The sequence below is a fragment of the Acinetobacter sp. AYS6 genome, assembly GCF_025630795.1.
GTDB lineage: Bacteria > Pseudomonadota > Gammaproteobacteria > Pseudomonadales > Moraxellaceae > Acinetobacter.
The window spans coordinates 574692-595289 of sequence record NZ_JAOTNV010000005.1; the positions used below are offsets into that span (position 1 = coordinate 574692).

Consider the following 20598-nt stretch of genomic DNA (forward strand, 5'->3'; position numbering starts at 1 on the left):
GGTTGGGTATAGATAACATACCCAATCGAACTTACTTTAGACGTTTTTTCTCATTACGCTCTTCTTTTGCTTGTTTTTGTACCTGTCTCAGCATTTTATAGCTCTGATAACCCAAAAATAAGACGAGTGCCAGACTTAGCAATACCACCAAAATCAATATGATTTTCATATTGTTCTCCTGCACTGAATGAAAGAAAAGAGCCCTCACAAAGAGGGCTCATTATCACAAACAATATTAAATTATTTGTCTAAGATGTTGAACAAATCTTTTTGTACATCTTCAATTGTACGCAAGCCATCAAGCTTGTCATAAGTTGGTGCATTCTCACCAGATGCAGCACGGCTTTGATAGAATCCAACCAATTGCTCAGTTTCTGTATGATAAGACGCTAAACGTTTACGGATTGTTTCTTCTTGGTCATCTGGACGTTGAACAAGATCTTCACCAGTTTCATCATCTTTACCTTCCACTTTAGGTGGATTGTAAACTGTATGATAAACGCGGCCAGAAGCTGGATGCTGACGACGACCAGAAAGACGTTGTACGATTTCTTCGTCAGGAACATCAATTTCAATCACGTGATCAATGTTAATCCCTTCTTTTTCCAAAGCTTCAGCTTGTGGAATAGTACGTGGGAAACCATCGAAAATGCAGCCATTTACACAGTCAGGCTGAGCAATACGTTCTTTTACTAAACCGATAATAAGTTCATCTGAAACCAAACCACCAGATTCCATTACGCTTTTAGCTTTTAAACCTAATTCAGTACCTTCACGAATTGCAGCACGGAGCATATCACCGGTTGAAATTTGTGGGACATTGTAGCGCTTACAGATCAACTGAGCCTGAGTCCCTTTGCCTGCTCCAGGTGGTCCGAGTAAAATAATGCGCATAAAAAACATCCTCATTTAAAACAATGAATATGAAGTCCGGCAGAAAAAGTCTCGTTAATCTTCAATAGATCCTGCCCGACGTCGAATTATAAGAAAGCCACAAACAAATGTATTGTACCAGCAATAAATCCGGTTACCCCACCTAGTACAATAAGAATCCACTCATCCTCCTGAAATGCAGGACGCAATAAATTCTGAAACTCTTTTGGTGTCAGTTCGCGAATACGCTCTTTAAACATTTGAAAAATCTTCTGTGCCCGGCTTGCGTTCAGCGCTGGGTCACATACGGGTCCCATCGTAATTTCAATTGAACGATCAATCAAGTCCGTCTTTAATCTTGCATACTCTCTTGGCCCTAAAGAAAGCTGTAAAGATGTACGAACTAACGGTGTTTCCATAATTTCGTTAATATGACGCTTCACAATGCGGCGAGTTTTATCTTTACGCGGCCCGTACATCATTTCGGTCATAATCGATTTTAACGTAATTAAATCTTCTGTTACTACGCTTGAAAATACATCAGAGACTTCTTCTTGACGCTTCATGAAAGCACCTTGGAAATTATAGGTCCCAATTCGAAGAACTGGCACAATCCAAGGAAACTTTCGATCTTTTGTTAATCTAAAAATCTGTGGGTAACGAATATAGTGTGGTTCAATTGGGTTGAATACCATCCAGATTGCAATCCAGTTGGTTAAAAAGCCCCAAATTGAAGCCCAAAATGGGACTGTCCAGTGCCAAGGCACGACAAACCAAACCACCATTTGGAAAATACCAAAGAACATTCCAATTAAAGCACTAATGTGCCAAATAAAGTTGATTTCTTTTTGCCCAACTTTTAAGAACATGCGTACCATTAAACGGCGGTCCCCTTCCATCTGGCTCACCACCATTTCACGCATATTAACCAGTGACTCGACGTTCATGGTCAGCTCAGTCACTAATTCTCTTAATACACCTGGTAATTGTTTATGCGCCTGGGCATAAATACGGCGTTTAATTGAATAAGGTAAGTTTTCCCAAAGTACAGCATTACGATCGATCATGACTTCATCAATCAGATGTTCAAGTTCAAACCCAACCTGCTCACCAATAATGCGTGCCATATCTTCAGGATCCATTGCTTCTAAAAATTCACGCAATGAACCTAATTTAGATAAAGTATTGTCGGTAATAATGCCCGAGATACGTCCAGCTTTACGTGGCACAATACCTTGCCAACCGACTGGTAGTGGACCTAAGTGGAATCCCCAAAATTTGATTGGGTAAAACACCATTTTTAAAGCCATCCACACGTGTGCCCATGTAACAAAGGCAGTAACTGGAATGATACTTAAAACGGCCCAAAAATCAGGTCTGTGTAAAAAGGTCTGCCACAATCCGCTGACGTACTCTAACATGTAAGACTCTCGTATTTATTTGTGCTCTGCTTATGGCGAGTTAACGATAAACTGCTTTGTTTTATAAACCAAAACTTAGAGAATAAGAAAATTGAATTTGTGGTTTAGTATCCGCCGCAACATTTCCATTTTGGTCAGTTAACTTTTCGGCAGCACCAATACCCACACTAAAAGTACTAATTCTTTCTGAATTCAACAATACATAGGCCAAATCGACACCTGCGCCTAAACGGGATTTATAATCACCATCTACTTCTTTACTATCGAGATGCCCAGCATAGAAACCAATATAGTAACCATTTTTATCTGTGCCAGTAAGATAATAAGGATATCGGAATCCGACTTGCCCACCTGCTGTTTTGTCACCATTCAAAAATGCACCGGCTTTTGCATAGGCAATACCATAAGGGTTTACCCACTCGCCGTTTAGATGTAATAGTTTTTGTGTAAAACCAGCACCCACGTTCCACGTAGATGCCGTATGTCCTGATAATTTTGCTTCTGGAAGAAACGAATAGTCTTGAGCATGAGCCCAACTACTTACCGTCAAAACTGCAAGTAAGGGATAAATTTTTCTCATTATTTTCTCCATTTTCCCTAATCGTATGGTGAGAACAACCCTATTCTATTGAATGAGAGACTTTAACAGAATTATTTTGCTTCTTATATACAAGTATCTACAATTTTGTTGTCTACAAAGTCAAAAAGTATCTTATTGAAATCCACTGAAACTTTGAAAATTATGCAATATTTTAAGCGCTCTTGCGTTAGAATAAGCAGCTATTTTTCTACCCAATGTCATTAAGTCGATCCCTATGAAGCAGCACTTTCCTTTAAAAGATATCCAGCAAGAAAAGCGCATTTATCGGGGACGAATCTTTTTTGCCGTAGGTCTTGTGATCGTTTGCTTATTAGTGCTGATTAGCCGATACGCTTATCTGCAAATTTTTCACTACGACGAATTTTCTACTGCATCTGACAAAAACCGGATTCGCTTGCAGCCACTTCCTCCTGCTCGTGGTTATATCTATGACCGAAATGGTGTATTGCTTGCAGATAATTATCCTGTTTTTACAGCAACTTTAAGTAAAACAGATGTAGAAGATGCCGACCATGTGGTTGAGCAGCTGCAACCTATTTTAGATCTAACACAAGAAGATATTGACCGTTTCAAAAGTCGTATAAAAACTGCTCGAAAAACTGAACGTGTCGCGATTAAACTTAATCTAACTGAAGCCAATATTGCCAAGTTTAGTGAAGCCAAATATAAATTTCCTGGCGTAAGAATCGAAACACAAATGACCCGTTACTATCCACATGGTGAGTTATTTGCTCATGTGATTGGCTATGTTGGGCGTATTAACGATAAAGAATTAAAAAGCATTGATAAAGATTTATATGCTGGCACCAACCTGATCGGTAAAATTGGCGTAGAAAAAAGTTATGAAGATCTACTTCATGGAACACCAGGTTATGAGTCTGTTGAAGCAGATGCCCACAGTAATATATTGCGCCATTTAGGCCGCAAAGACCCTACTCGCGGCAATGACCTCTATTTATCTTTAGATTATGGCTTACAAGTTGTTGCCTCTCAACAGCTCGCAGGACGTCGTGGTGCCATTGTTGCTATCGACCCTCGTACTGGCGAAATTCTGGCGTTAGTATCTAGTCCAAGTTTCAACCCTAATTTGTTTGTGACTGGTATTAACCATAAAGATTATAGTTCTTTACGTGATAGTTTAGATCAACCGCTTTATAACCGTGCGGTACAAGGTGCATATCCACCAGGTTCTACCATTAAACCAATGGAAGCGATGGGTGGTTTACACTACGGGATTGTAAACTGGTCAACAGCAATTTCTGACCCAGGCTATTTCCACTTACCTGGCGATTCTCATAAGTTCCGCGACTGGAAAAAAACTGGTCATGGCATCGTAAACATGCATAAAGCCATCATTATGTCATGTGACACCTATTTTTATATTCTTGCCCATCAAATGGGTATTGATCAGATGAACCAATGGATGCGTCAATTTGGGTTCGGTCAAAAAACAGGTGTCGACTTACCGAGTGAAAGCGAAGGTCTTTATCCAAATCCTGAATGGAAAATGCGTACTCGCAAAGCCAAATGGATGAAGGGCGAAACTATTTCTGTGAGTATTGGTCAAGGTGCGTTTACAGCTACACCTTTACAACTTGCTATGGCAACTGCAATTACAGCCAATCATGGTTCTCATGTCACCCCTCATGTTTTACGTTCAACTCATGGTGCAAAACCATTTACCGTGCGTAATGCACCTGATGGCAAAATTAACTTCAATGGAACAGATGAAGACTGGGTTCAAATGCGCGATGCCATGATTGATGTAATTCAATCAGGTACTGGCCGAGGCATTCGTACACCGCTATATCAAATTGCAGGAAAAACAGGAACTGCACAGGTTAAGAGTATTGCACAGGGTAAACGTTATAATGAATCAGCGCTGAGCGAACGCCAACTTGACCATGGTTTATTTGTTGGTTTTGCGCCAGCAGACAAACCAGAAATTGCGATTGCCGTGATTTGGGAAAATGGTCGTCATGGTGGTTCTGCTGCTCAACTTGCAAGACCTATTTTTGATTATTGGTTATTAACTCGTAAGAAGAACCCAGTCCGACCAGCAAACCATCAAGTCAATGGGGGACTGATGACCGCTGGAATTAAGCCGGGTGAACTATCAAGCGGCGGTGAAGCTGCTAGCTCTACTCCAGCATCAACCACTTCAACTGCAGCCTCAACACCACAGGCTCTACCCGCTCGTCCTGCAACCAATGAGGTCGATGAATAATGAAAAACCAATTACGTATTATTGGCGGCGAATGGAAAAGACGAGTACTTCCCTTCGCTAGCATTGATGGTTTACGCCCAACGCCAGATAGAGTACGTGAAACTTTGTTTAACTGGCTCATGTGGGATATTCAAAATGCTTATGTCCTTGATGTCTGCACAGGTTCTGGCGCATTAGGTTTTGAAGCCTTGTCACGTGGTGCTGCATCAGTTTATATGATTGAACCAGACAAAACTCAGGCACGATTTTTAAAAGATAATGTTGAGCTATTAAAAGCCCCAAATTGTCATTTAATCAATGCGACTGCTCAACAAGCTTTACCCCGTTTAAAAGAACAGTTCGATGTTGTATTTTTAGACCCACCTTATAGTCTAGATTTATGGCAAGAACTCTCGACCTTGGCAGAACCACATATTAAAAAGAATGGATATATTTATGTTGAAGCTGATCGAGATTTATCTCAGCTTCACCTTCCATCAACATGGCAACAAGTTAAAACAACGAAAGCTGGTACAGTTCATGCGGGGCTTTATCAGAAAGTCACTGATTAAAAAAGGTAGCCTAAAGCTACCTTTTACTTTCGGAGTGATGACTAACTTAAACCAATCACTGCAACAATAGCCGCGCAAGCACCTACAATTTTTTTGCCATATGGCACATATCGTGTAAGTGCAGCGCCTAATGCTAATCCACCGACATAAATTAAAGCCATAGCTGTAACCATACCTGCTACTAATGCTACGACATGACCTGCGTGTGCTAATTCAACACCATGCGCTATACCATGAAAGCTTGCAAGTAATACCGCAGCGATAGGTAAAATCCGATTAGATTTTGTCCATAGTGCAATTGCTGTAACCACTAAAGAAGCAACAATCCCATATTCAGCGACATTTGCAGGTACTAAACCTTGAGCACCGATTAAAAAGCCGACAATTAAAGTAATGCTTAAAGTCACTACACCCGCAATCTTCCATTGCTTCGCTGCCGACCAGAGTAAAACACCGAAAGCCAAAGCCATCACTAAATGATCTAATCCGGTAAACGGATGAATAAATCCTGCCATAAACCCTGAATGTTCATGGTCGTGTCCTGGGTGTGCCATTACGAGTGTAGGTAATAATGCAAGGAGCCCTATGCCCCACTTTTTCATGAAGTCCATAATCTCACTCCTTAAGCTTTAAACAGCCCTTGTTTCTCAATAAATTGAATAATTTCTTCAAGACCATCTTGGGTTTTCATATTTGAAAACAAAAATGGCTTTTCTCCGCGCATGCGTTTCGCATCTTGATCCATCACATCAAGATTTGCACCGACCATAGGCGCAAGGTCAGTTTTATTAATAATCAGTAAATCTGATTTGGTAATGCCCGGGCCACCTTTACGAGGGATTTTTTCTCCGCCGGCAACATCAATTACATATAACGTTAAATCCGAGAGTTCCGGACTAAATGTTGCAGCTAAATTATCACCACCGCTTTCAATAATAATGAGTTCCAACCCATCAAACTTTTCACATAAATCATCAATTGCAGCCAAGTTAATTGAAGCATCTTCACGAATTGCTGTATGCGGACAACCACCTGTTTCTACACCCACAATACGATCTGGCGACATCGCTTCATTACGGGTTAAAAAGTTTGAATCTTCTTTGGTGTAAATATCATTTGTCACCACAGCCATGTTGTATTTATTACGCAAGGCTAAACATAAATTAAGTGTAAGCGCAGTTTTACCCGAACCTACCGGTCCGCCAATTCCAACTCGTAATGGACTACGTTCTGTCATGTTTTTTATCCTTCTTTCCTAAACTTAAGATCTGAATAACCGTGAATATTGGGTTTCGTGTTTCATACTCAGCATGGCATAACGAGGTAAAGCACTACTCAATTGCTCATCAACCAGTTGCAAGGCTTTTTCCACAGCTTGAGGTACTAGACCATGTAAGTGCCATAAAATCCTTTGTCCCGCCATTTGCCCTAAAGGTACAGTTTTTACCGCAGCCAAAACCTGATTTTCTAAAACGGTAAAGGTATAAGCTGTGAGCACATCAACATCTTTAAGCCCAAGTCGACCACAGAGCTGTGCATAGACAGGCACAAAACCAAACTGCTTTTTAACTTCAACAGGTTTTTTTAAAACATCTCTAATCCACGCATTCAAAGAAAATGCCAGCTGTTGAGACTCTGCCAAAAGCTCTTTAGTTTCACGACTTGCCTTATATAAATTTGCCCAAACCAGAAACTGATCTTGATCATCGTGATGTTGCATGAGACGTTTTAATACGGGTAACTCAAACCGTACTAACAACATTTCCAGTACTTCTTCGAAATAAGCAATTGCTGAGGTTTCATCGTGTATTAAGCCAATATCGATGGCTGTTTCTACACCTTGTGAATAACAATATGCTCCAACTGGCAATGCCGTAGAAGACAGTGTCAGTAATTGAAGTAATTGCGCTGCGTTATGAATGGACATGATGCAAAGCTTTGATTGGGCTTAAGCGGTGGTCATGACTATGCTGTGCATAGGCGCCGCTTTCAGGTTCAAACGGATGATCAGTTTCTGAGACTATAAGCCCCAACCCTTCTACCATTTCGGCAAGCACATGATCAGGTTCAAAATATAAAGCTGTAGGTGTCAGCATTAATGGCACATGTCGGTTACCAAGGTGATAAGCCGCTTTAAGCAAATCAAAATCGCTTGCTGCGCTGACTTGCATCAAACGTTCAGGCTTAGCATCTACACGTAGTACATCACCTTGTTGAGTTGCAATATATGAACCACTACGCAAAATGCCAGTACGTGGTAAATCGGCACCAATATCCATACCACTTGCTAAAGTCGCTCGAAATCTTGATTTTTGGCGGGTATCAAAAGTCAATTCAACCGTTTCAAATGCCTGATCAGGAGAAATATCTTCAAGACGTTGGGTATAGATTTTCATTTAATTTTTCTCTCCTTTATTCAGTTCATATGTATAAATTCATGAAGCAAAATCATCTCAATAAAACTTATCAAAACAAGAAATAACGCTGAGCCATGGGTAACACAACAGCAGGTTCACATGTTAATAGCTCACCATCAGCCCGCACCTCGTAAGTCTCAGGATGAACCTGCATGACAGGACAATATGTGTTGTGCTTCATATCCGCTTTACTAATTGAGCGGGTGTTTTTACAGGGGCTAATTAACTTTTTAAGATTTAATTTTTCAGCAACTTTTTCATCAATTGCTGCTTGAGATAAAAAGGTAATGCAGGTGTTATGTACACCACGTGGATAGGCACCAAACATTGGACGATAATGCACGGGTTGAGGTGTTGGAATTGAAGCATTAATATCGCCCATTGGAGCTGCTGCAATCATGCCACCTTTAATAATCATAGAAGGTTTCACACCAAAAAAGGCTGGCTTCCATAACACTAAATCAGCAAGTTTTCCGACCTCCACCGAACCAATTTCATGACTTAAACCATGAGTAATTGCTGGGTTAATTGTATATTTGGCAATGTAGCGTTTAACGCGATTGTTATCATGAAATTCATTGTCGCCCTCTAAAGGACCACGTTGAATTTTCATTTTATGGGCAGTTTGCCAAGTACGTAAAATCACTTCGCCCACACGGCCCATCGCCTGAGAGTCCGATGACATCATGGCAATCGCGCCTAAGTCTTGCAAAATATCTTCGGCAGCAATGGTTTCACGGCGAATACGACTTTCTGCAAAAGCAATATCTTCAGCAATTGCTGGGTCTAAATGATGGCAAACCATGAGCATATCTAAATGCTCATCAATGGTATTAATCGTATAAGGTCGCGTTGGATTGGTAGAAGACGGCAACACATTACTTTGCCCGATCGCTTTTAAAATGTCAGGTGCATGCCCACCACCCGCACCTTCAGTATGGTACGTATGAATTGTACGATCTTTAAATGCTGCCAGTGTTTCTTCTAAAAAGCCCCCTTCATTTAAAGTATCTGTATGAATCGCGACCTGTACATCAAACTCATCTGCCACGCTCAAGCAATTATCAATAGCTGCTGGTGTTGAGCCCCAGTCTTCATGCAGTTTTAAGCCAATTACCCCAGCTTTAATTTGCTCTCGAATGGGGTCTGGTAAACTTAAATTGCCTTTACCTAATAGACCAATATTCATAGGCAAATCGTCAATCGCCTGTAACATGGTCGCAATGTGCCAAGGCCCTGGAGTCACTGTCGTTGCTGAGGTCCCAGCTGCTGGTCCTGTGCCACCACCAACCATGGTTGTTGTCCCCGACATTAACGCCGTTTCAACTTGTTGAGGACAAATCCAGTGAATGTGGGTATCAATACCGCCTGCTGTTAAAATTTGTCCTTCACCTGCAATCACTTCGGTTGCAGCGCCTAAAGGAATCGTAATGTCCGGTTGAATATCAGGGTTGCCAGCTTTTCCGATTTTCCAAATTCGACCATTCTTTAAACCCACATCAGCTTTTACAATTCCCCACCAATCAATAATTAAAGCATTAGTAATGACCGTGTCAGCAACTTCATCGGCTAAAAGTTGTGACTGCCCCATTCCATCACGAATAACTTTTCCACCGCCAAATTTAACTTCTTCACCATAAGTCGTTAAGTCTTGCTCAACTTCAATAAAGAGCTCTGTATCAGCCAAACGAATACGATCACCAACTGTTGGACCAAACATCTCAGCATATGCACGACGTGACATTTTCATAACTTATTACTCATCTCTTTCATTATCGTTGTTATGTTTAATCCAGCTTGCCCATGACGCGGCCTGCGAAACCATAAACTTCTCGTTTACCAACCAAAGCAACAAGCTCCACTTCTCGAGTTTGTCCCGGTTCAAAACGAATTGCTGTACCAGCTGCAATATTCAGTCGAAAACCCTTCGCCATTTCGCGATCAAACTGTAATGCATCATTTGCTTCATAAAAATGAAAATGAGAACCCACCTGAATAGGTCGATCGCCAATATTGGCAACTACAACTTTTAAAGTTTGCCGCCCAACATTCAGTTCAATATCGGCATCTGGGGTGATGATTTCGCCGGGGATCATAAGTGTTCCTTTTATACGATTGGCTGATGAACAGTGACTAATTTCGAGCCATCTGGAAAAGTTGCCTCGACTTGAACCTCAGCAATCATTTCTGGCACACCATCCATCACGTCTTCGCGCTTTAATAAAGTTGTCCCGTAATGCATTAAGTCACTCACTGTCATACCGTCCCGTGCACCTTCCAGCAGAGCAGCAGAAATAAAAGCTATAGCTTCTGGATAATTCAGTTTCAAGCCACGAGCTTTACGACGCTCAGCCACTAAACCTGCAGTAAAAATGAGTAACTTATCTTTTTCTGTTGGATTGAGTTCCATTTCTCTTTCCTAAATTGCATTTATATTCTTTAAGCAAAATACGTGCTCAAAAGTAGCATACTTGTTTTAACTGTTTTTTAAATACGCAATTTAACGTAACTTAGGTTTTCCAAATTCTTGGAAATTCTTCATCTAAATCAAACCAATAATTCCTTAATCTTGCTCTTATAGCCGCAAAAGCATCATGGCAATGTCGAACATCATTTCCTAAGAAACGGGCAGAAACCACATCATCTAATAGCGTTAAAGTGACGGGCGCCTGCATACGCATCATTAATTCCCGAATGAGTTCTAGCTGTTGTTCTAAGTAAAATGATGAACGATATTTCTCAGGAGCGACTGCCCAAAAACTTCCCATTACTGCTTGATTATTCATGCCTAAACATGAACTAAGCCAACGATCTTCTCCTTCAAAATACAATGTATCTGCGACTAACAATTTATGTTCTCGCCACAATTTAAATTGGTTATGATAACTTCCCTGAACAAAGCGCTCAGCACGTGCCTGCCGCCCTAGTACTAACATATCCCACCCAATAAAACTTGCAGCTTGGTCAAGATGAATATGAGTTTCTGAATGCGCTAAAGCTCCATCAAACAGCATCGTTTCTTGTGGAACCCACTCTAAAATAGACTGATCTTTCACATGCAAATGAATATGCTGAAAAGCTTGCTTGCCATTGGTTTTGTACCATTTCCCTGCACCAGGCGTAGTTACAACCGCATGAGCTTGATCTTTGGTTTCAATTTCAAAAGTAAGATGATCTCCTCCTGCAATTCCTGCAGGTGGATGAACAATAATGGCATGGCATACACCTGTTTTTTCAGGCCAGAGCATTTTTTGCACCCTAACAGGGCCATGATGCTTTCTGTGACTCATTATGGTGCGTGAATTTTCAAAACAAAATCCGAGCTCTAATTGTGCATACCAAAATGGTGCTAAAGATTTTTTTGAAAACGTTTGTACCTGATTCATTCTGGTTCATATGTTCAAAATAAGTGCTTAAACTTATAAGCAAAATACGCACCAAATATGAAAATAAGGCCAATGACAAAATTAGATACAATTTTTCGATTTTAATGAGCTAAAAAATCATCAATGTCTAACATAAAACCACAGTAACTTATGGAATTATTTATACAATAGCGCCCACCGTTGCTTCCATACTCGCTCTCCATGAAACTTTTTTTCGTGTTAACCCCACTTGTCTTTTTAACCGGGTGTATTTTTGGCCAATCTAGCGAGGTCAAACGTGCAGAAAAGATTCTGCACAATTTCGAATGTAAAAATGTCGAGACAAGCCAGCTTGCAACCAGCTCGATTAATTCTTACTACCAGCAATCTCTAGCGGTAAGCAAAGAAAAAGCAACATCATACGTAGAGAGCTATAAAAATGGTGAAGAATTATTCGATATGCCATTGGATGAAGTTTTAAAGCAACAGTACCAACTCTATAAATCAGCATGCGACTCCTTAGGTGGGGTTTCTGCTCAACCGTAATTTATAAGGTATTCATTAAATATTTTTTATTTTTAGTGAATACCTCCTTTTCATTTTCTTTTTAATAATTCTTCAAAACTTACTCACTTTACCTTTTGTTAAAATTAAATTACATACTTAAACTTTTATTAAGCTCTCATATTTCATAGCCTGTTTATTGCTTTTTTATTTATTTTCCGAGGTTTAGATCATCATGAAAAAAACATTATTATCAGTTGCACTTGTAAGTGCCCTTCTTGTTGCTTGTAGCAAAAATGAAAATAAAGCCGACACGACAACACAAGCCTCTGCTCCAGCACAAACTACTGAAGCAAATAACAACACGGTAGATACTGCTCATACGGCTGAAAACTCATTAGATTGGGACGGGACATATAAAGGCACTCTTCCATGTGCAGACTGTGAAGGTATCAAAACTGAATTAGAGTTAAAAGATGATAAAACTTATGAATTGACTGAAACTTACCTTGGCAAAGGTGATAAAAAACCATTTGAAACTCATGGTACGTTTACTTTTGACAAAGATAATACTTCAGTCATTACCTTAGATGATAAATCTCAAAACCGTAAATTCTTTATTGGTGAAAATACAGCAACTGCTTTAGATACAGAAGGTAAGAAAATTGAAGGCTCTTTAGCTGAGCATTATGTATTGAAAAAATAATTATTTTTTCATAATAAAAAAACCCGCTCATGTGAGCGGGTTTTCTTTTGAAATCAATTCTTAGTGAGCTGCGAATTGGTTCATTGTATTTTTAGCATCATCATGTGCTTTAAGAGCGTTATCACCAGAGAAGATTTCTTTGTGATCATCACCGATGTCAGAACCCGCCATTGCTTGGTGTTTCACACAAGCGATACCACCACGGATTTCTTTACGTTGTACGCCAGCAACATAAGCCAACATACCTTCAGAACCGAAGTAACCTTGTGCAAGCTCATGAGTAGAAAGAGCTGCAGTGTGGTAAGTCGGAAGTGTGATCAAGTGATGGAACACACCCGCTTCACGAGAAGCATCTGCTTGGAATGTACGGATCTTGTCATCAGCATCAGCAGCTAATTCAGTATTATCATATTCAGCGCTCATTAATTTAGCGCGGTCATAATTCGATACGTCTTTACCTTCAGCAACCCAACGGTCGTAAGCTTGTTGGCGGAAGTTTAAAGTCCAGTTGAATGATGGGCTGTTGTTATAAACAAGCTTCGCATTTGGAACAACTTCTTTAACACGGTTAACCATGTGTGCGATTTCTTCTACGTTTGGAGTCGCAGTTTCGATCCAAAGAAGGTCAGCACCATTTTGAAGGCTAGATACACAGTCAAGTACAACACGGTCAATTTGAGTGTCAGGACGGAACTGATATAAGCCAGAAGGTAAACGCTTAGGACGGTGTAATTTACCATCACGCTTGATTAAGATTTCATCTTCTTGAGCATCAGCAATGTCAATTTCTTGAGTATCTAAGTAGCTGATGTATTGAGAAGCGATGTCGCCAGGCTCTTTAACCACTGGGATTTTTTGAGTCAAGTCAGCGCCTTCAGAGTCAGTACGCGCAACGATAACACCTTCATCAACACCCATTTCTAAGAATGCATAACGTAATGCATGGATCTTAGCGATGAAGTCTTCGTGTGGAACTGTTACTTTACCAGCTTGGTGACCACATTGTTTCGCATCAGATACTTGGTTTTCGATTTGAAGCGCACATGCACCAGCTTCGATCATTTTCTTAGCAAGTAAGTAAGTTGCTTCTTCGTTACCGAAACCAGCATCGATGTCAGCAATAATTGGCACAACGTGAGTTTCAAAGTTATCGATTTGAGCAGTGATTTCAGCCGCTTTAGCTGTATCACCAGCTTCTTGTGCTTTTTTAAGTGCACGGAATAAATCGTTTAATTCTTTTGCGTCAGCTTGACGTAAGAAAGTATAAATTTCTTCGATCAATGCAGGAACAGAAGTTTTTTCGTGCATTGATTGGTCAGGAAGTGGACCAAATTCTGAACGAAGAGCAGCAACCATCCAACCAGAAAGGTAGATATAACGTTTGCTTGTAGTACCGAAATATTTTTTGTTCGCAATCATTTTTTGTTGTGCGATGAAACCATGCCAGCAACCTAATGATTGAGTATATTTGCTTGAGTCAGCATCGTATTCAGCCATATCACGACGCATAATCGCAGCTGTATACTTAGCAATATCCAAACCAGTTTTGAAACGGTTTTGAAGTTGCATACGAGCAGCATCTTCTGGGCTAATGTCTGCCCAAGTGTTGCCGAATTTTGCTTTTAATTGACGTACTGCATCAATCGCTGTTTGATATGTAGTCATGATATTGTCCTGTATTCATTTTAGGATTTCATCGATTGAAGCCTAGAGTCATGTACTTAAATTTCTTATGACACCAGCTGCTTCCTCATGAACACAGCTTAGACTTAGCCAATCAATTAATCCAATATCCTTTATTAATCTTCAGTATTTATTTAAAAAATATACCAATAAATCGATATTATAGATAAAATCAAAAACCTTAACACTTTGTTTATAAAAATAAAATTATCCTAAAGGAGTATAGAGTTTTATTCTAAAAACTTAGTAAGTCTTATTTTTATACAATTTTTGAAGTTTTTCTAGCCATTTCTAACTTTAAAAGTCAATTGTAAATTAGGCTATTTTTGCCAATGCAAAGAGTCAATTTTCATGCTAGAAAATGATTAGTTGTATATGACTATATACAATTTCTCATCTCCATACTTAAAAACTAAGCAAAGACAATAATATCGCGCCTTTCAAGTACTTTTTACCCCTACTTAATTCAAACAAAAAATGTTGTTTTTCTCATCATTTTTTCACACAATGATCATTAAATATGGCATAATTTGAAACAATTTTAGGGTTTTATTTTCGGTATTTTTTTTATGAATCTGGAGCGAGTAGATCTTAATCTATTAATATATCTTGATGTACTTCTTCGTGAAAAAAATGTTACACGCGCAGCCGAACAACTTGGGGTAACTCAGCCTGCTATGAGTAATATTTTACGTCGCTTACGTAATTTATTTAATGACCCGCTTCTTATCCGTTCTTCTGAAGGGATGACCCCAACAGAACGTGCACTTGAATTACAACCTCGTATTCGCGATGCACTTGCTGATCTTTCCATGATTTTGGAACCCCGTACCGAATTCCGCCCTTATACAAGTAATCGCGTTTTCCGCATTATGACATCTGACTATGCCGAGGCAACTTTAGTCCCTCGACTTGTCAAAGCCCTACGCTCCGAAGCTCCAAACGTTGTTCTTGATTTTCTTACACCAAGTGATGTCTCTTATAGAGATATGGAACAGGGTAAAGTTGATCTCGCAATTAATAGATTTAATGAAATACCGCAAAGCTTCCATCAGGTTTTAGTGTGGCGTGATAGCTTTAGCTGTATTCTTAACGACAAACACCCTGCTGTAACTCATTTAAATTTAAAAAGCTATTTAGATGCACAACATATCTGGGTTTCTAAAACAGGTATGGGTGTAGGTTTTGGCGTAAACCCCGACAAACAAGGTGGTTTAGGCTGGATTGATCAAGCATTAGAACGTATTGGTCAGCGTCGTAAAATTTCTGTATTTACTCGCCACTACCAGATGCCAGCATTACTTGCTCAAAACGTAGACCTTATTGCCACCCTACCAACACGGATGGCACGCCTACAAACACAAAATCCTAAACTGGTTATAAAGGATCCTCCTTTTTATATTCCAGAGTTCGAACTTAAAATGGCTTGGTGTCCTTTGTTACATCACCACCCTGCTCATCGCTGGCTGCGCCAACTTATCTTATTTGTTGCTCGTCAAATGATTGAAGAGGAAAACCGTGAATTTCTAACCAACAATTCACAATTTTCTCACTATTAAATAAATTTTAATTTAATTGTCGATTTCAGGCGCTGGGCAATCAATCTGATTACCTCAGCGCTTTTTTATGTTAAAACATAGTCATAATAATGATGAACCTCAGGTGATTTGTGAGTCTCTTTCAAAATATCATTATCATCGTACTGCTTATCATCGGAGCAGGCTTTTTATCTTTAACTGAAATCGCACTAGCTGGTGCCAGAAAAGTTAAGCTAAAAATTCTAGCCGAAGCGGGTGAAGAACGCGCCCAACAAGTACTAGATTTACAGGAACAATCTGCTGACTTTTTTGCAGCCTCTCAAATTGGCCTGAATGCAGTTGCGATTTTAGGCGGTATCTTGGGTGAAGCTGCTTTTCGTCCTTATTTTGTCACTTTAGTGGACCGTTTCTATGCAGGTCCTTGGACACAAACGATCGGGTTCGCCCTATCCTTTACCTTAGTGACCTCACTCTTTATTTTATTTGCCGATCTTATGCCAAAACGTTTGGCAATGATTGCGCCTGAAAAAATTGCAATTAGTGTTATTAATCCAATTCAGGTATTTATTAAGGTTTGCAAACCTTTAGCTTGGGGTATTAACGCAATTGCCAACCTGCTATTCCGTTTATTTAAAGTAAATACAACACGAGAAGACAACATTACGTTTGATGATATTTCAGCAGTAATGGATGCGGGCGCTCAAGCAGGTGTACTGCAAAAACAAGAACATCACTTTATCGAGAATGTTTTTGAATTAGAAGAACGCAACGTACCTTCCAGTATGACAACACGTGAAAATGTTGTTTATTTCACTTTAAATGAACATGAAGATAGCATTCGTCAAAAATTGGCTGAATATCCTTATTCAAAATTTTTGGTATGTAATGAAAATATTGACCAAGTCATTGGTTACGTTGATGCCAAAGATTTTCTTGTTCGTATTCTAAACAACCAATCCCCAACTCAATTGAATGAGTCAACTATTCGTACTGTCCTGATGATTCCGGACACCTTAACCCTCTCGGAATTACTTGATCGTTTCCGCTCTACAAAAGAAAAGTTTGCGGTTGTTATAAACGAATATGCGCTTGTCGTAGGGGTTATTACCTTAAGCGATATTATGATTACGGTTATGGGCGACTGGGTAACCCCGATTGAGGAAGACCAGCAAATTATTAAACGTGATAATAATTCTTGGTTAATTGATGGCAGCACACCAATTGATGACTTAAGACACGCACTTGAAATTGATGAAATGCCTGATGAAGAAAATTATGAAACACTAGCAGGCTTCATGATGTATCGCTTACGCAAAATTCCGCGTCCAGCAGATTTTGTGGAATTTGGTGGATACAAGTTTGAAGTAGTCGATGTCGATCATTTTAAAATTGACCAACTCCTAGTAACTCGAATTTTAGAACAAAGCGAAGTACATTCATCAATTGATGAAAACTGATTTATATTAATTTAAATACCTCACAATTTTATGTGGGGTATTTTTTAATCTAAATAAATTTTTCAAATATATGTAATAATTATTTTAGATTCATAAATCCAATTTGCGCTTTTAATCTAAAAGTATATTATTTAAATTATCACGTACATTAAATATTAAATACTGAAAAATAATAGAATAATCTATATACCTCAATTAACACAAAGCAATAGATCCCCCATTTACATTCCCAGCAAACTTATGTAACTTAGGTCAAAGCAAGTCTTTAAATGGTTCTTCTTCTCATTTCACCCATCAAAACCCATATAATTAAAAAAAATATCATATAATTTCTATTTTTATAAAACCTTTATACTTCATTATAATGGACTATATTTATTATATGCTTACTATAATCTTAATATATATGTTCAGTATTTCCTCTAAATATACCTCTCTAACTGAATATATATTAACCAAATAAACTAAATATATTATTTGTCTTTTTAATAAAAATTAATAAGAATAACCAAGGTCAGAGTTTTGAATAAACTTGTTCAGTAAAACTATAGGCAAAGGATTGATTGTATGCTGACATTACTTGGTGTTGGCATGATTTTGTGCTTCATGTACTTAATCATGTCCAAACGTTTAAGCCCTATTATTGCTTTAATTCTCATCCCATTTATTTTTTCTCTTATTGCTTGGGGCCTAGGTCACTACTTTGAAAGTTTAAGTCACATTGAACTCAAAGGTCTCAGCGAGATGATGCTGGATGGCATCAAAAAATTAGCGCCAACTGGCGTAATGCTTTTATTCGCAATTTTATATTTTGCCTTAATGATCGATGCAGGTCTTTTCGATCCACCGGTTAAATGGATTTTGAAAAAGGTTAAAGGCGATCCTTTAAAAATCACAATGGGAACCGTGTTCTTAACGACAATGGTTTCTTTAGATGGTGATGGATCAACTACTTATATGATTTGTGTGGCTGCTATGTTGCCACTTTATCAACGCTTAGGAATGAATACACTCATCATGACTGCACTTATGCTGTTATGTAGTGGTGTAATGAACCTAACGCCATGGGGTGGCCCTACAGCTCGTGCTGCTAGTGCCCTGCAAATTGACCCAAGCCACATTTTCGTACCCATGATTATTCCTATGGTCATTAGTATTGGCTGGTTATTCTTCTTGGCATATTTATATGGTCGTTACGAGCAAAAACGTTTAGGCGTTATCGAGCTTGAAACTCACCATGGTGACAATATTACCGTATCGAAAGATCCTGAAGCGACTCGCCCACATTTACGCAAAGTAAATATGGTGCTCACAATCCTTCTTATGATTGCTTTGATTAAAGGCATTTTGCCTATGTCTGTGTTGTTCATGATAGCATTCTGTATCGCAATGCTCATTAACTACCCAGATGTTGATATGCAGAAAAAGCGTATTGCAATGCACGCAGATAGTGTCTTAGCTGTTGTGGGCCTAATTTTCGCAGCAGGTATTTTCACAGGTATTTTATCTGGCACTGGTATGGTTGAAGCGATGTCTAAAGAATTCGTCGCAATGATTCCTCCAAGCATGGGTCCATATCTTGCACCAATCACAGCTTTAGTGAGTATGCCTTTGACCTTCTTCATGTCGAATGATGCTTTCTTCTATGGCGTTTTACCTATTCTTGCTGAAGCTGCTTCACATTATGGTATTAGTGCAGAAGCGATTGCTCGCGCTTCGATTGTAGGTCAACCTGTACACTTACTATCCCCTCTTGTCCCATCAACCTATTTGTTATGTGGTCTTGCTAAAGTCGATTTTGCTGACCATCAAAAGTTCACTTTAAAGTGGGCATTTATAACTTGTATGGTATTAATGGGTACTGCTTTAGTGATTGGTGTTTTTCCACTCTTTAGCACGCTTTAATTATTCATATGCAATAAAAAAGCCCCAATCGGGGCTTTTTTTATTTCTGTACATATTCAATTAAGTGATCTAACACAATCTGAAAATGCAATGTAATGTCTTCTTCTAAAATTTTATAAGCATTATCAAACTGAACCATTGGCCAACCTTCTTTCCAAAATGGAAAAATATTGTGTAGACCTTCTGTCACGATCGCATCTTCACGACTAATCGCTTGAGCAACTTGAGCTAAAACCTGAGCGGTTTCTGCACCATCAATAGCCAAATAATCAATACCACGTGCTTTAAAAATACGGATACGGTCTTTTTTATAACGAATCTTTTTCGCCTGACCTGAATTCAAGCCTAATGCCAGCGTAGCCGCTTCTACAAACTTTTCTTCAAAGTTTGCATTTAATGCAACTAAAGCCTGTTTATGTGCTTCTTGACGCCCAGCTTTCCCCCCATTACGGATAATCTCATTTGCTTCCGTATCCAGCTTATCTTTTTTCATAGACTGTAAAATGTCTAAAATTTCGATATCGCTTAAAGATTCAGGAGATTGCTCAATCATGGGAGTCCTAATACACAAAAATAAAAAAACATTGTCTCATAAAAGCGATATCAAAGCAGAATAAAATTTTAAATAGCCTATTATCTTGACTATTTTTATAGTCCCAACTTCAGAGACTTCACTCATAAAATCAAATAATTCTTTGGTAATGATTTTAATTATTTGCCAAAATAGTTTTACCCTGATAATATTATTTTACCCAGATAAAAATATACGGCTAAAATGAATACTAAAATCACCTATACTGCTTTCACTGGAAGCACGCTTATTGCGAGCGACTCCCTAGTTGAACTTGCAAAAAAAATCAAAGATCTTTCGAAAACAACAGAAAATATTCTGATTTTTAATGATCAAACAGGTCAACAAATTGATCTTGATCTTTCTGGTTCCGAACAAGAATTTCAACAGCGTTATGCTGAACCCGAAGAAACTAAGAAAGTTGGACGACCTAAACTGGGAGTAATTTCGCGTGAAATCACTTTACAGAAGAAACATTGGGATTGGTTAGATCAACAAAGTGCGAGTGCATCAGCAGTAATTCGTAAGTTAATTGATAAAGAGTTAAATAACCCAAATTCTGAAGGCAATATTATGCTCGCCAAACAAGCCATCGACCGTTTTATGTCTGCCATGTTAGGCAACATGCCAAATTACGAGGAAGCAACACGCGCCTTATATCAAGGCGATCGAGATGTATTTTTAAAGATGATTCAGAGCTATCCTAAAGATTTAAGAGAATATTTAACTTTAAAAACTCAAAGTATTTTCTAAACCCAATAAAAAAACCCGCTTACGCG

22 protein-coding genes are annotated in these 20598 nt (G+C 38.9%); 8 read left to right on the plus strand and 14 right to left on the minus strand.

Features of this window, described 5'->3' with window-relative positions; all coding sequences use genetic code 11:
* Positions 1-31 precede the first annotated feature (31 nt).
* From OD757_RS18310 to OD757_RS07465, 4 genes are all read right to left on the minus strand, one after another.
* The gene (locus OD757_RS18310) at positions 32-169 is read right to left on the minus strand and encodes a hypothetical protein (protein ID WP_009386495.1); all 138 of its coding nucleotides are present in this window, start codon (positions 167-169) and stop codon (positions 32-34) included.
* Between the two features lie 71 nt (positions 170-240).
* Complete coding sequence (gene adk / locus OD757_RS07455; RefSeq protein ID WP_005303386.1) at positions 241-894, minus strand: adenylate kinase; 654 nt, start codon at positions 892-894, stop codon at positions 241-243.
* Positions 895-980: 86 nt separating this feature from the next.
* The gene (locus tag OD757_RS07460; protein ID WP_174744048.1) at positions 981-2294 is read right to left on the minus strand and encodes a hypothetical protein; all 1314 of its coding nucleotides are present in this window, start codon (positions 2292-2294) and stop codon (positions 981-983) included.
* Positions 2295-2355: 61 nt separating this feature from the next.
* On the minus strand, positions 2356-2874 hold the full coding sequence (locus tag OD757_RS07465; RefSeq protein WP_263031425.1) for a hypothetical protein: 519 nt from the start codon (positions 2872-2874) through the stop codon (positions 2356-2358).
* Between the two features lie 235 nt (positions 2875-3109).
* On the opposite strand from OD757_RS07465, the gene mrdA reads away from it, so the two are divergent.
* Positions 3110-5122 (plus strand): penicillin-binding protein 2, encoded by a 2013-nt coding sequence (gene mrdA / locus OD757_RS07470; RefSeq protein ID WP_263031426.1) that lies wholly within the window; start codon positions 3110-3112, stop codon positions 5120-5122.
* Positions 5122-5673 carry a 16S rRNA (guanine(966)-N(2))-methyltransferase RsmD gene (gene rsmD, locus OD757_RS07475; RefSeq protein ID WP_009386589.1) on the plus strand — a complete coding sequence of 184 codons (552 nt, stop codon included), beginning with the start codon at positions 5122-5124 and terminating at the stop codon, positions 5671-5673. Before mrdA ends, rsmD begins: the two co-directional genes overlap by 1 nt.
* A 41-nt stretch (positions 5674-5714) precedes the next feature.
* Here rsmD and OD757_RS07480 read toward each other — a convergent pair whose 3' ends face one another.
* From OD757_RS07480 to OD757_RS07515, 8 genes are all read right to left on the minus strand, one after another.
* The gene (locus OD757_RS07480) at positions 5715-6284 is read right to left on the minus strand and encodes a HupE/UreJ family protein (RefSeq protein ID WP_263031427.1); all 570 of its coding nucleotides are present in this window, start codon (positions 6282-6284) and stop codon (positions 5715-5717) included.
* A gap of 11 nt (positions 6285-6295) precedes the next feature.
* On the minus strand, positions 6296-6910 hold the full coding sequence (gene ureG / locus OD757_RS07485; RefSeq protein WP_009386333.1) for an urease accessory protein UreG: 615 nt from the start codon (positions 6908-6910) through the stop codon (positions 6296-6298).
* Positions 6911-6934: 24 nt separating this feature from the next.
* Entirely contained in the window at positions 6935-7600 is a 666-nt protein-coding gene (locus tag OD757_RS07490) for an urease accessory protein UreF (protein ID WP_263031428.1), read from the minus strand.
* Positions 7587-8069: an urease accessory protein UreE gene (gene ureE, locus OD757_RS07495; protein ID WP_263031429.1), complete on the minus strand. Its 483-nt coding sequence runs from the start codon at positions 8067-8069 to the stop codon at positions 7587-7589. The genes OD757_RS07490 and ureE overlap by 14 nt, the downstream gene beginning before the upstream one ends.
* A gap of 70 nt (positions 8070-8139) precedes the next feature.
* On the minus strand, positions 8140-9840 hold the full coding sequence (gene ureC, locus OD757_RS07500; RefSeq protein ID WP_009386576.1) for an urease subunit alpha: 1701 nt from the start codon (positions 9838-9840) through the stop codon (positions 8140-8142).
* 37 nt (positions 9841-9877) lie between these two features.
* Positions 9878-10186 carry an urease subunit beta gene (locus tag OD757_RS07505; RefSeq protein ID WP_013198608.1) on the minus strand — a complete coding sequence of 103 codons (309 nt, stop codon included), beginning with the start codon at positions 10184-10186 and terminating at the stop codon, positions 9878-9880.
* 11 nt (positions 10187-10197) lie between these two features.
* The gene (ureA, locus tag OD757_RS07510) at positions 10198-10500 is read right to left on the minus strand and encodes an urease subunit gamma (RefSeq protein ID WP_002117495.1); all 303 of its coding nucleotides are present in this window, start codon (positions 10498-10500) and stop codon (positions 10198-10200) included.
* Between the two features lie 100 nt (positions 10501-10600).
* The gene (locus OD757_RS07515; protein ID WP_263031430.1) at positions 10601-11476 is read right to left on the minus strand and encodes an urease accessory protein UreD; all 876 of its coding nucleotides are present in this window, start codon (positions 11474-11476) and stop codon (positions 10601-10603) included.
* Between the two features lie 201 nt (positions 11477-11677).
* On the opposite strand from OD757_RS07515, the gene OD757_RS07520 reads away from it, so the two are divergent.
* Together OD757_RS07520 and OD757_RS07525 are read left to right on the plus strand one after the other, a co-directional pair.
* Positions 11678-12001 (plus strand): hypothetical protein, encoded by a 324-nt coding sequence (locus OD757_RS07520; protein ID WP_005042208.1) that lies wholly within the window; start codon positions 11678-11680, stop codon positions 11999-12001.
* 193 nt (positions 12002-12194) lie between these two features.
* Positions 12195-12665 (plus strand): copper resistance protein NlpE, encoded by a 471-nt coding sequence (locus tag OD757_RS07525; protein WP_009386611.1) that lies wholly within the window; start codon positions 12195-12197, stop codon positions 12663-12665.
* Positions 12666-12725: 60 nt separating this feature from the next.
* Here OD757_RS07525 and OD757_RS07530 read toward each other — a convergent pair whose 3' ends face one another.
* Positions 12726-14330 (minus strand): isocitrate lyase, encoded by a 1605-nt coding sequence (locus OD757_RS07530; protein WP_009386610.1) that lies wholly within the window; start codon positions 14328-14330, stop codon positions 12726-12728.
* A gap of 587 nt (positions 14331-14917) precedes the next feature.
* On the opposite strand from OD757_RS07530, the gene OD757_RS07535 reads away from it, so the two are divergent.
* From OD757_RS07535 to OD757_RS07545, 3 genes are all read left to right on the plus strand, one after another.
* Positions 14918-15907, plus strand: coding sequence for a LysR family transcriptional regulator (locus tag OD757_RS07535; RefSeq protein WP_003653025.1), 990 nt, complete (start codon positions 14918-14920; stop codon positions 15905-15907).
* A gap of 110 nt (positions 15908-16017) precedes the next feature.
* Positions 16018-17343, plus strand: coding sequence for a hemolysin family protein (locus OD757_RS07540; protein WP_009386551.1), 1326 nt, complete (start codon positions 16018-16020; stop codon positions 17341-17343).
* 567 nt (positions 17344-17910) lie between these two features.
* Positions 17911-19248 carry a CitMHS family transporter gene (locus OD757_RS07545; RefSeq protein WP_009386577.1) on the plus strand — a complete coding sequence of 446 codons (1338 nt, stop codon included), beginning with the start codon at positions 17911-17913 and terminating at the stop codon, positions 19246-19248.
* A 40-nt stretch (positions 19249-19288) separates the two neighbouring features.
* On the opposite strand, the gene OD757_RS07550 is transcribed toward OD757_RS07545, so the two are convergent.
* On the minus strand, positions 19289-19801 hold the full coding sequence (locus OD757_RS07550) for a hypothetical protein (protein ID WP_004793963.1): 513 nt from the start codon (positions 19799-19801) through the stop codon (positions 19289-19291).
* Between the two features lie 222 nt (positions 19802-20023).
* Between OD757_RS07550 and OD757_RS07555 the strand changes: the two genes are divergently transcribed.
* Positions 20024-20572: a DUF2239 family protein gene (locus OD757_RS07555; protein ID WP_263031431.1), complete on the plus strand. Its 549-nt coding sequence runs from the start codon at positions 20024-20026 to the stop codon at positions 20570-20572.
* Positions 20573-20598 lie beyond the last annotated feature (26 nt).

Coding starts and splice junctions, on each gene's coding strand:
- OD757_RS18310 (WP_009386495.1), bottom strand. CDS start 169: ATGAAAATCATATTGATTTTGGTGGTATTGCTAAGTCTGGCACTCGTC.
- adk (WP_005303386.1), bottom strand. CDS start 894: ATGCGCATTATTTTACTCGGACCACCTGGAGCAGGCAAAGGGACTCAG.
- OD757_RS07460 (WP_174744048.1), bottom strand. CDS start 2,294: ATGTTAGAGTACGTCAGCGGATTGTGGCAGACCTTTTTACACAGACCT.
- OD757_RS07465 (WP_263031425.1), bottom strand. CDS start 2,874: ATGAGAAAAATTTATCCCTTACTTGCAGTTTTGACGGTAAGTAGTTGG.
- mrdA (WP_263031426.1), top strand. CDS start 3,110: ATGAAGCAGCACTTTCCTTTAAAAGATATCCAGCAAGAAAAGCGCATT.
- rsmD (WP_009386589.1), top strand. CDS start 5,122: ATGAAAAACCAATTACGTATTATTGGCGGCGAATGGAAAAGACGAGTA.
- OD757_RS07480 (WP_263031427.1), bottom strand. CDS start 6,284: ATGGACTTCATGAAAAAGTGGGGCATAGGGCTCCTTGCATTATTACCT.
- ureG (WP_009386333.1), bottom strand. CDS start 6,910: ATGACAGAACGTAGTCCATTACGAGTTGGAATTGGCGGACCGGTAGGT.
- OD757_RS07490 (WP_263031428.1), bottom strand. CDS start 7,600: ATGTCCATTCATAACGCAGCGCAATTACTTCAATTACTGACACTGTCT.
- ureE (WP_263031429.1), bottom strand. CDS start 8,069: ATGAAAATCTATACCCAACGTCTTGAAGATATTTCTCCTGATCAGGCA.
- ureC (WP_009386576.1), bottom strand. CDS start 9,840: ATGAAAATGTCACGTCGTGCATATGCTGAGATGTTTGGTCCAACAGTT.
- OD757_RS07505 (WP_013198608.1), bottom strand. CDS start 10,186: ATGATCCCCGGCGAAATCATCACCCCAGATGCCGATATTGAACTGAAT.
- ureA (WP_002117495.1), bottom strand. CDS start 10,500: ATGGAACTCAATCCAACAGAAAAAGATAAGTTACTCATTTTTACTGCA.
- OD757_RS07515 (WP_263031430.1), bottom strand. CDS start 11,476: ATGAATCAGGTACAAACGTTTTCAAAAAAATCTTTAGCACCATTTTGG.
- OD757_RS07520 (WP_005042208.1), top strand. CDS start 11,678: ATGAAACTTTTTTTCGTGTTAACCCCACTTGTCTTTTTAACCGGGTGT.
- OD757_RS07525 (WP_009386611.1), top strand. CDS start 12,195: ATGAAAAAAACATTATTATCAGTTGCACTTGTAAGTGCCCTTCTTGTT.
- OD757_RS07530 (WP_009386610.1), bottom strand. CDS start 14,330: ATGACTACATATCAAACAGCGATTGATGCAGTACGTCAATTAAAAGCA.
- OD757_RS07535 (WP_003653025.1), top strand. CDS start 14,918: ATGAATCTGGAGCGAGTAGATCTTAATCTATTAATATATCTTGATGTA.
- OD757_RS07545 (WP_009386577.1), top strand. CDS start 17,911: ATGCTGACATTACTTGGTGTTGGCATGATTTTGTGCTTCATGTACTTA.
- OD757_RS07550 (WP_004793963.1), bottom strand. CDS start 19,801: ATGATTGAGCAATCTCCTGAATCTTTAAGCGATATCGAAATTTTAGAC.
- OD757_RS07555 (WP_263031431.1), top strand. CDS start 20,024: ATGAATACTAAAATCACCTATACTGCTTTCACTGGAAGCACGCTTATT.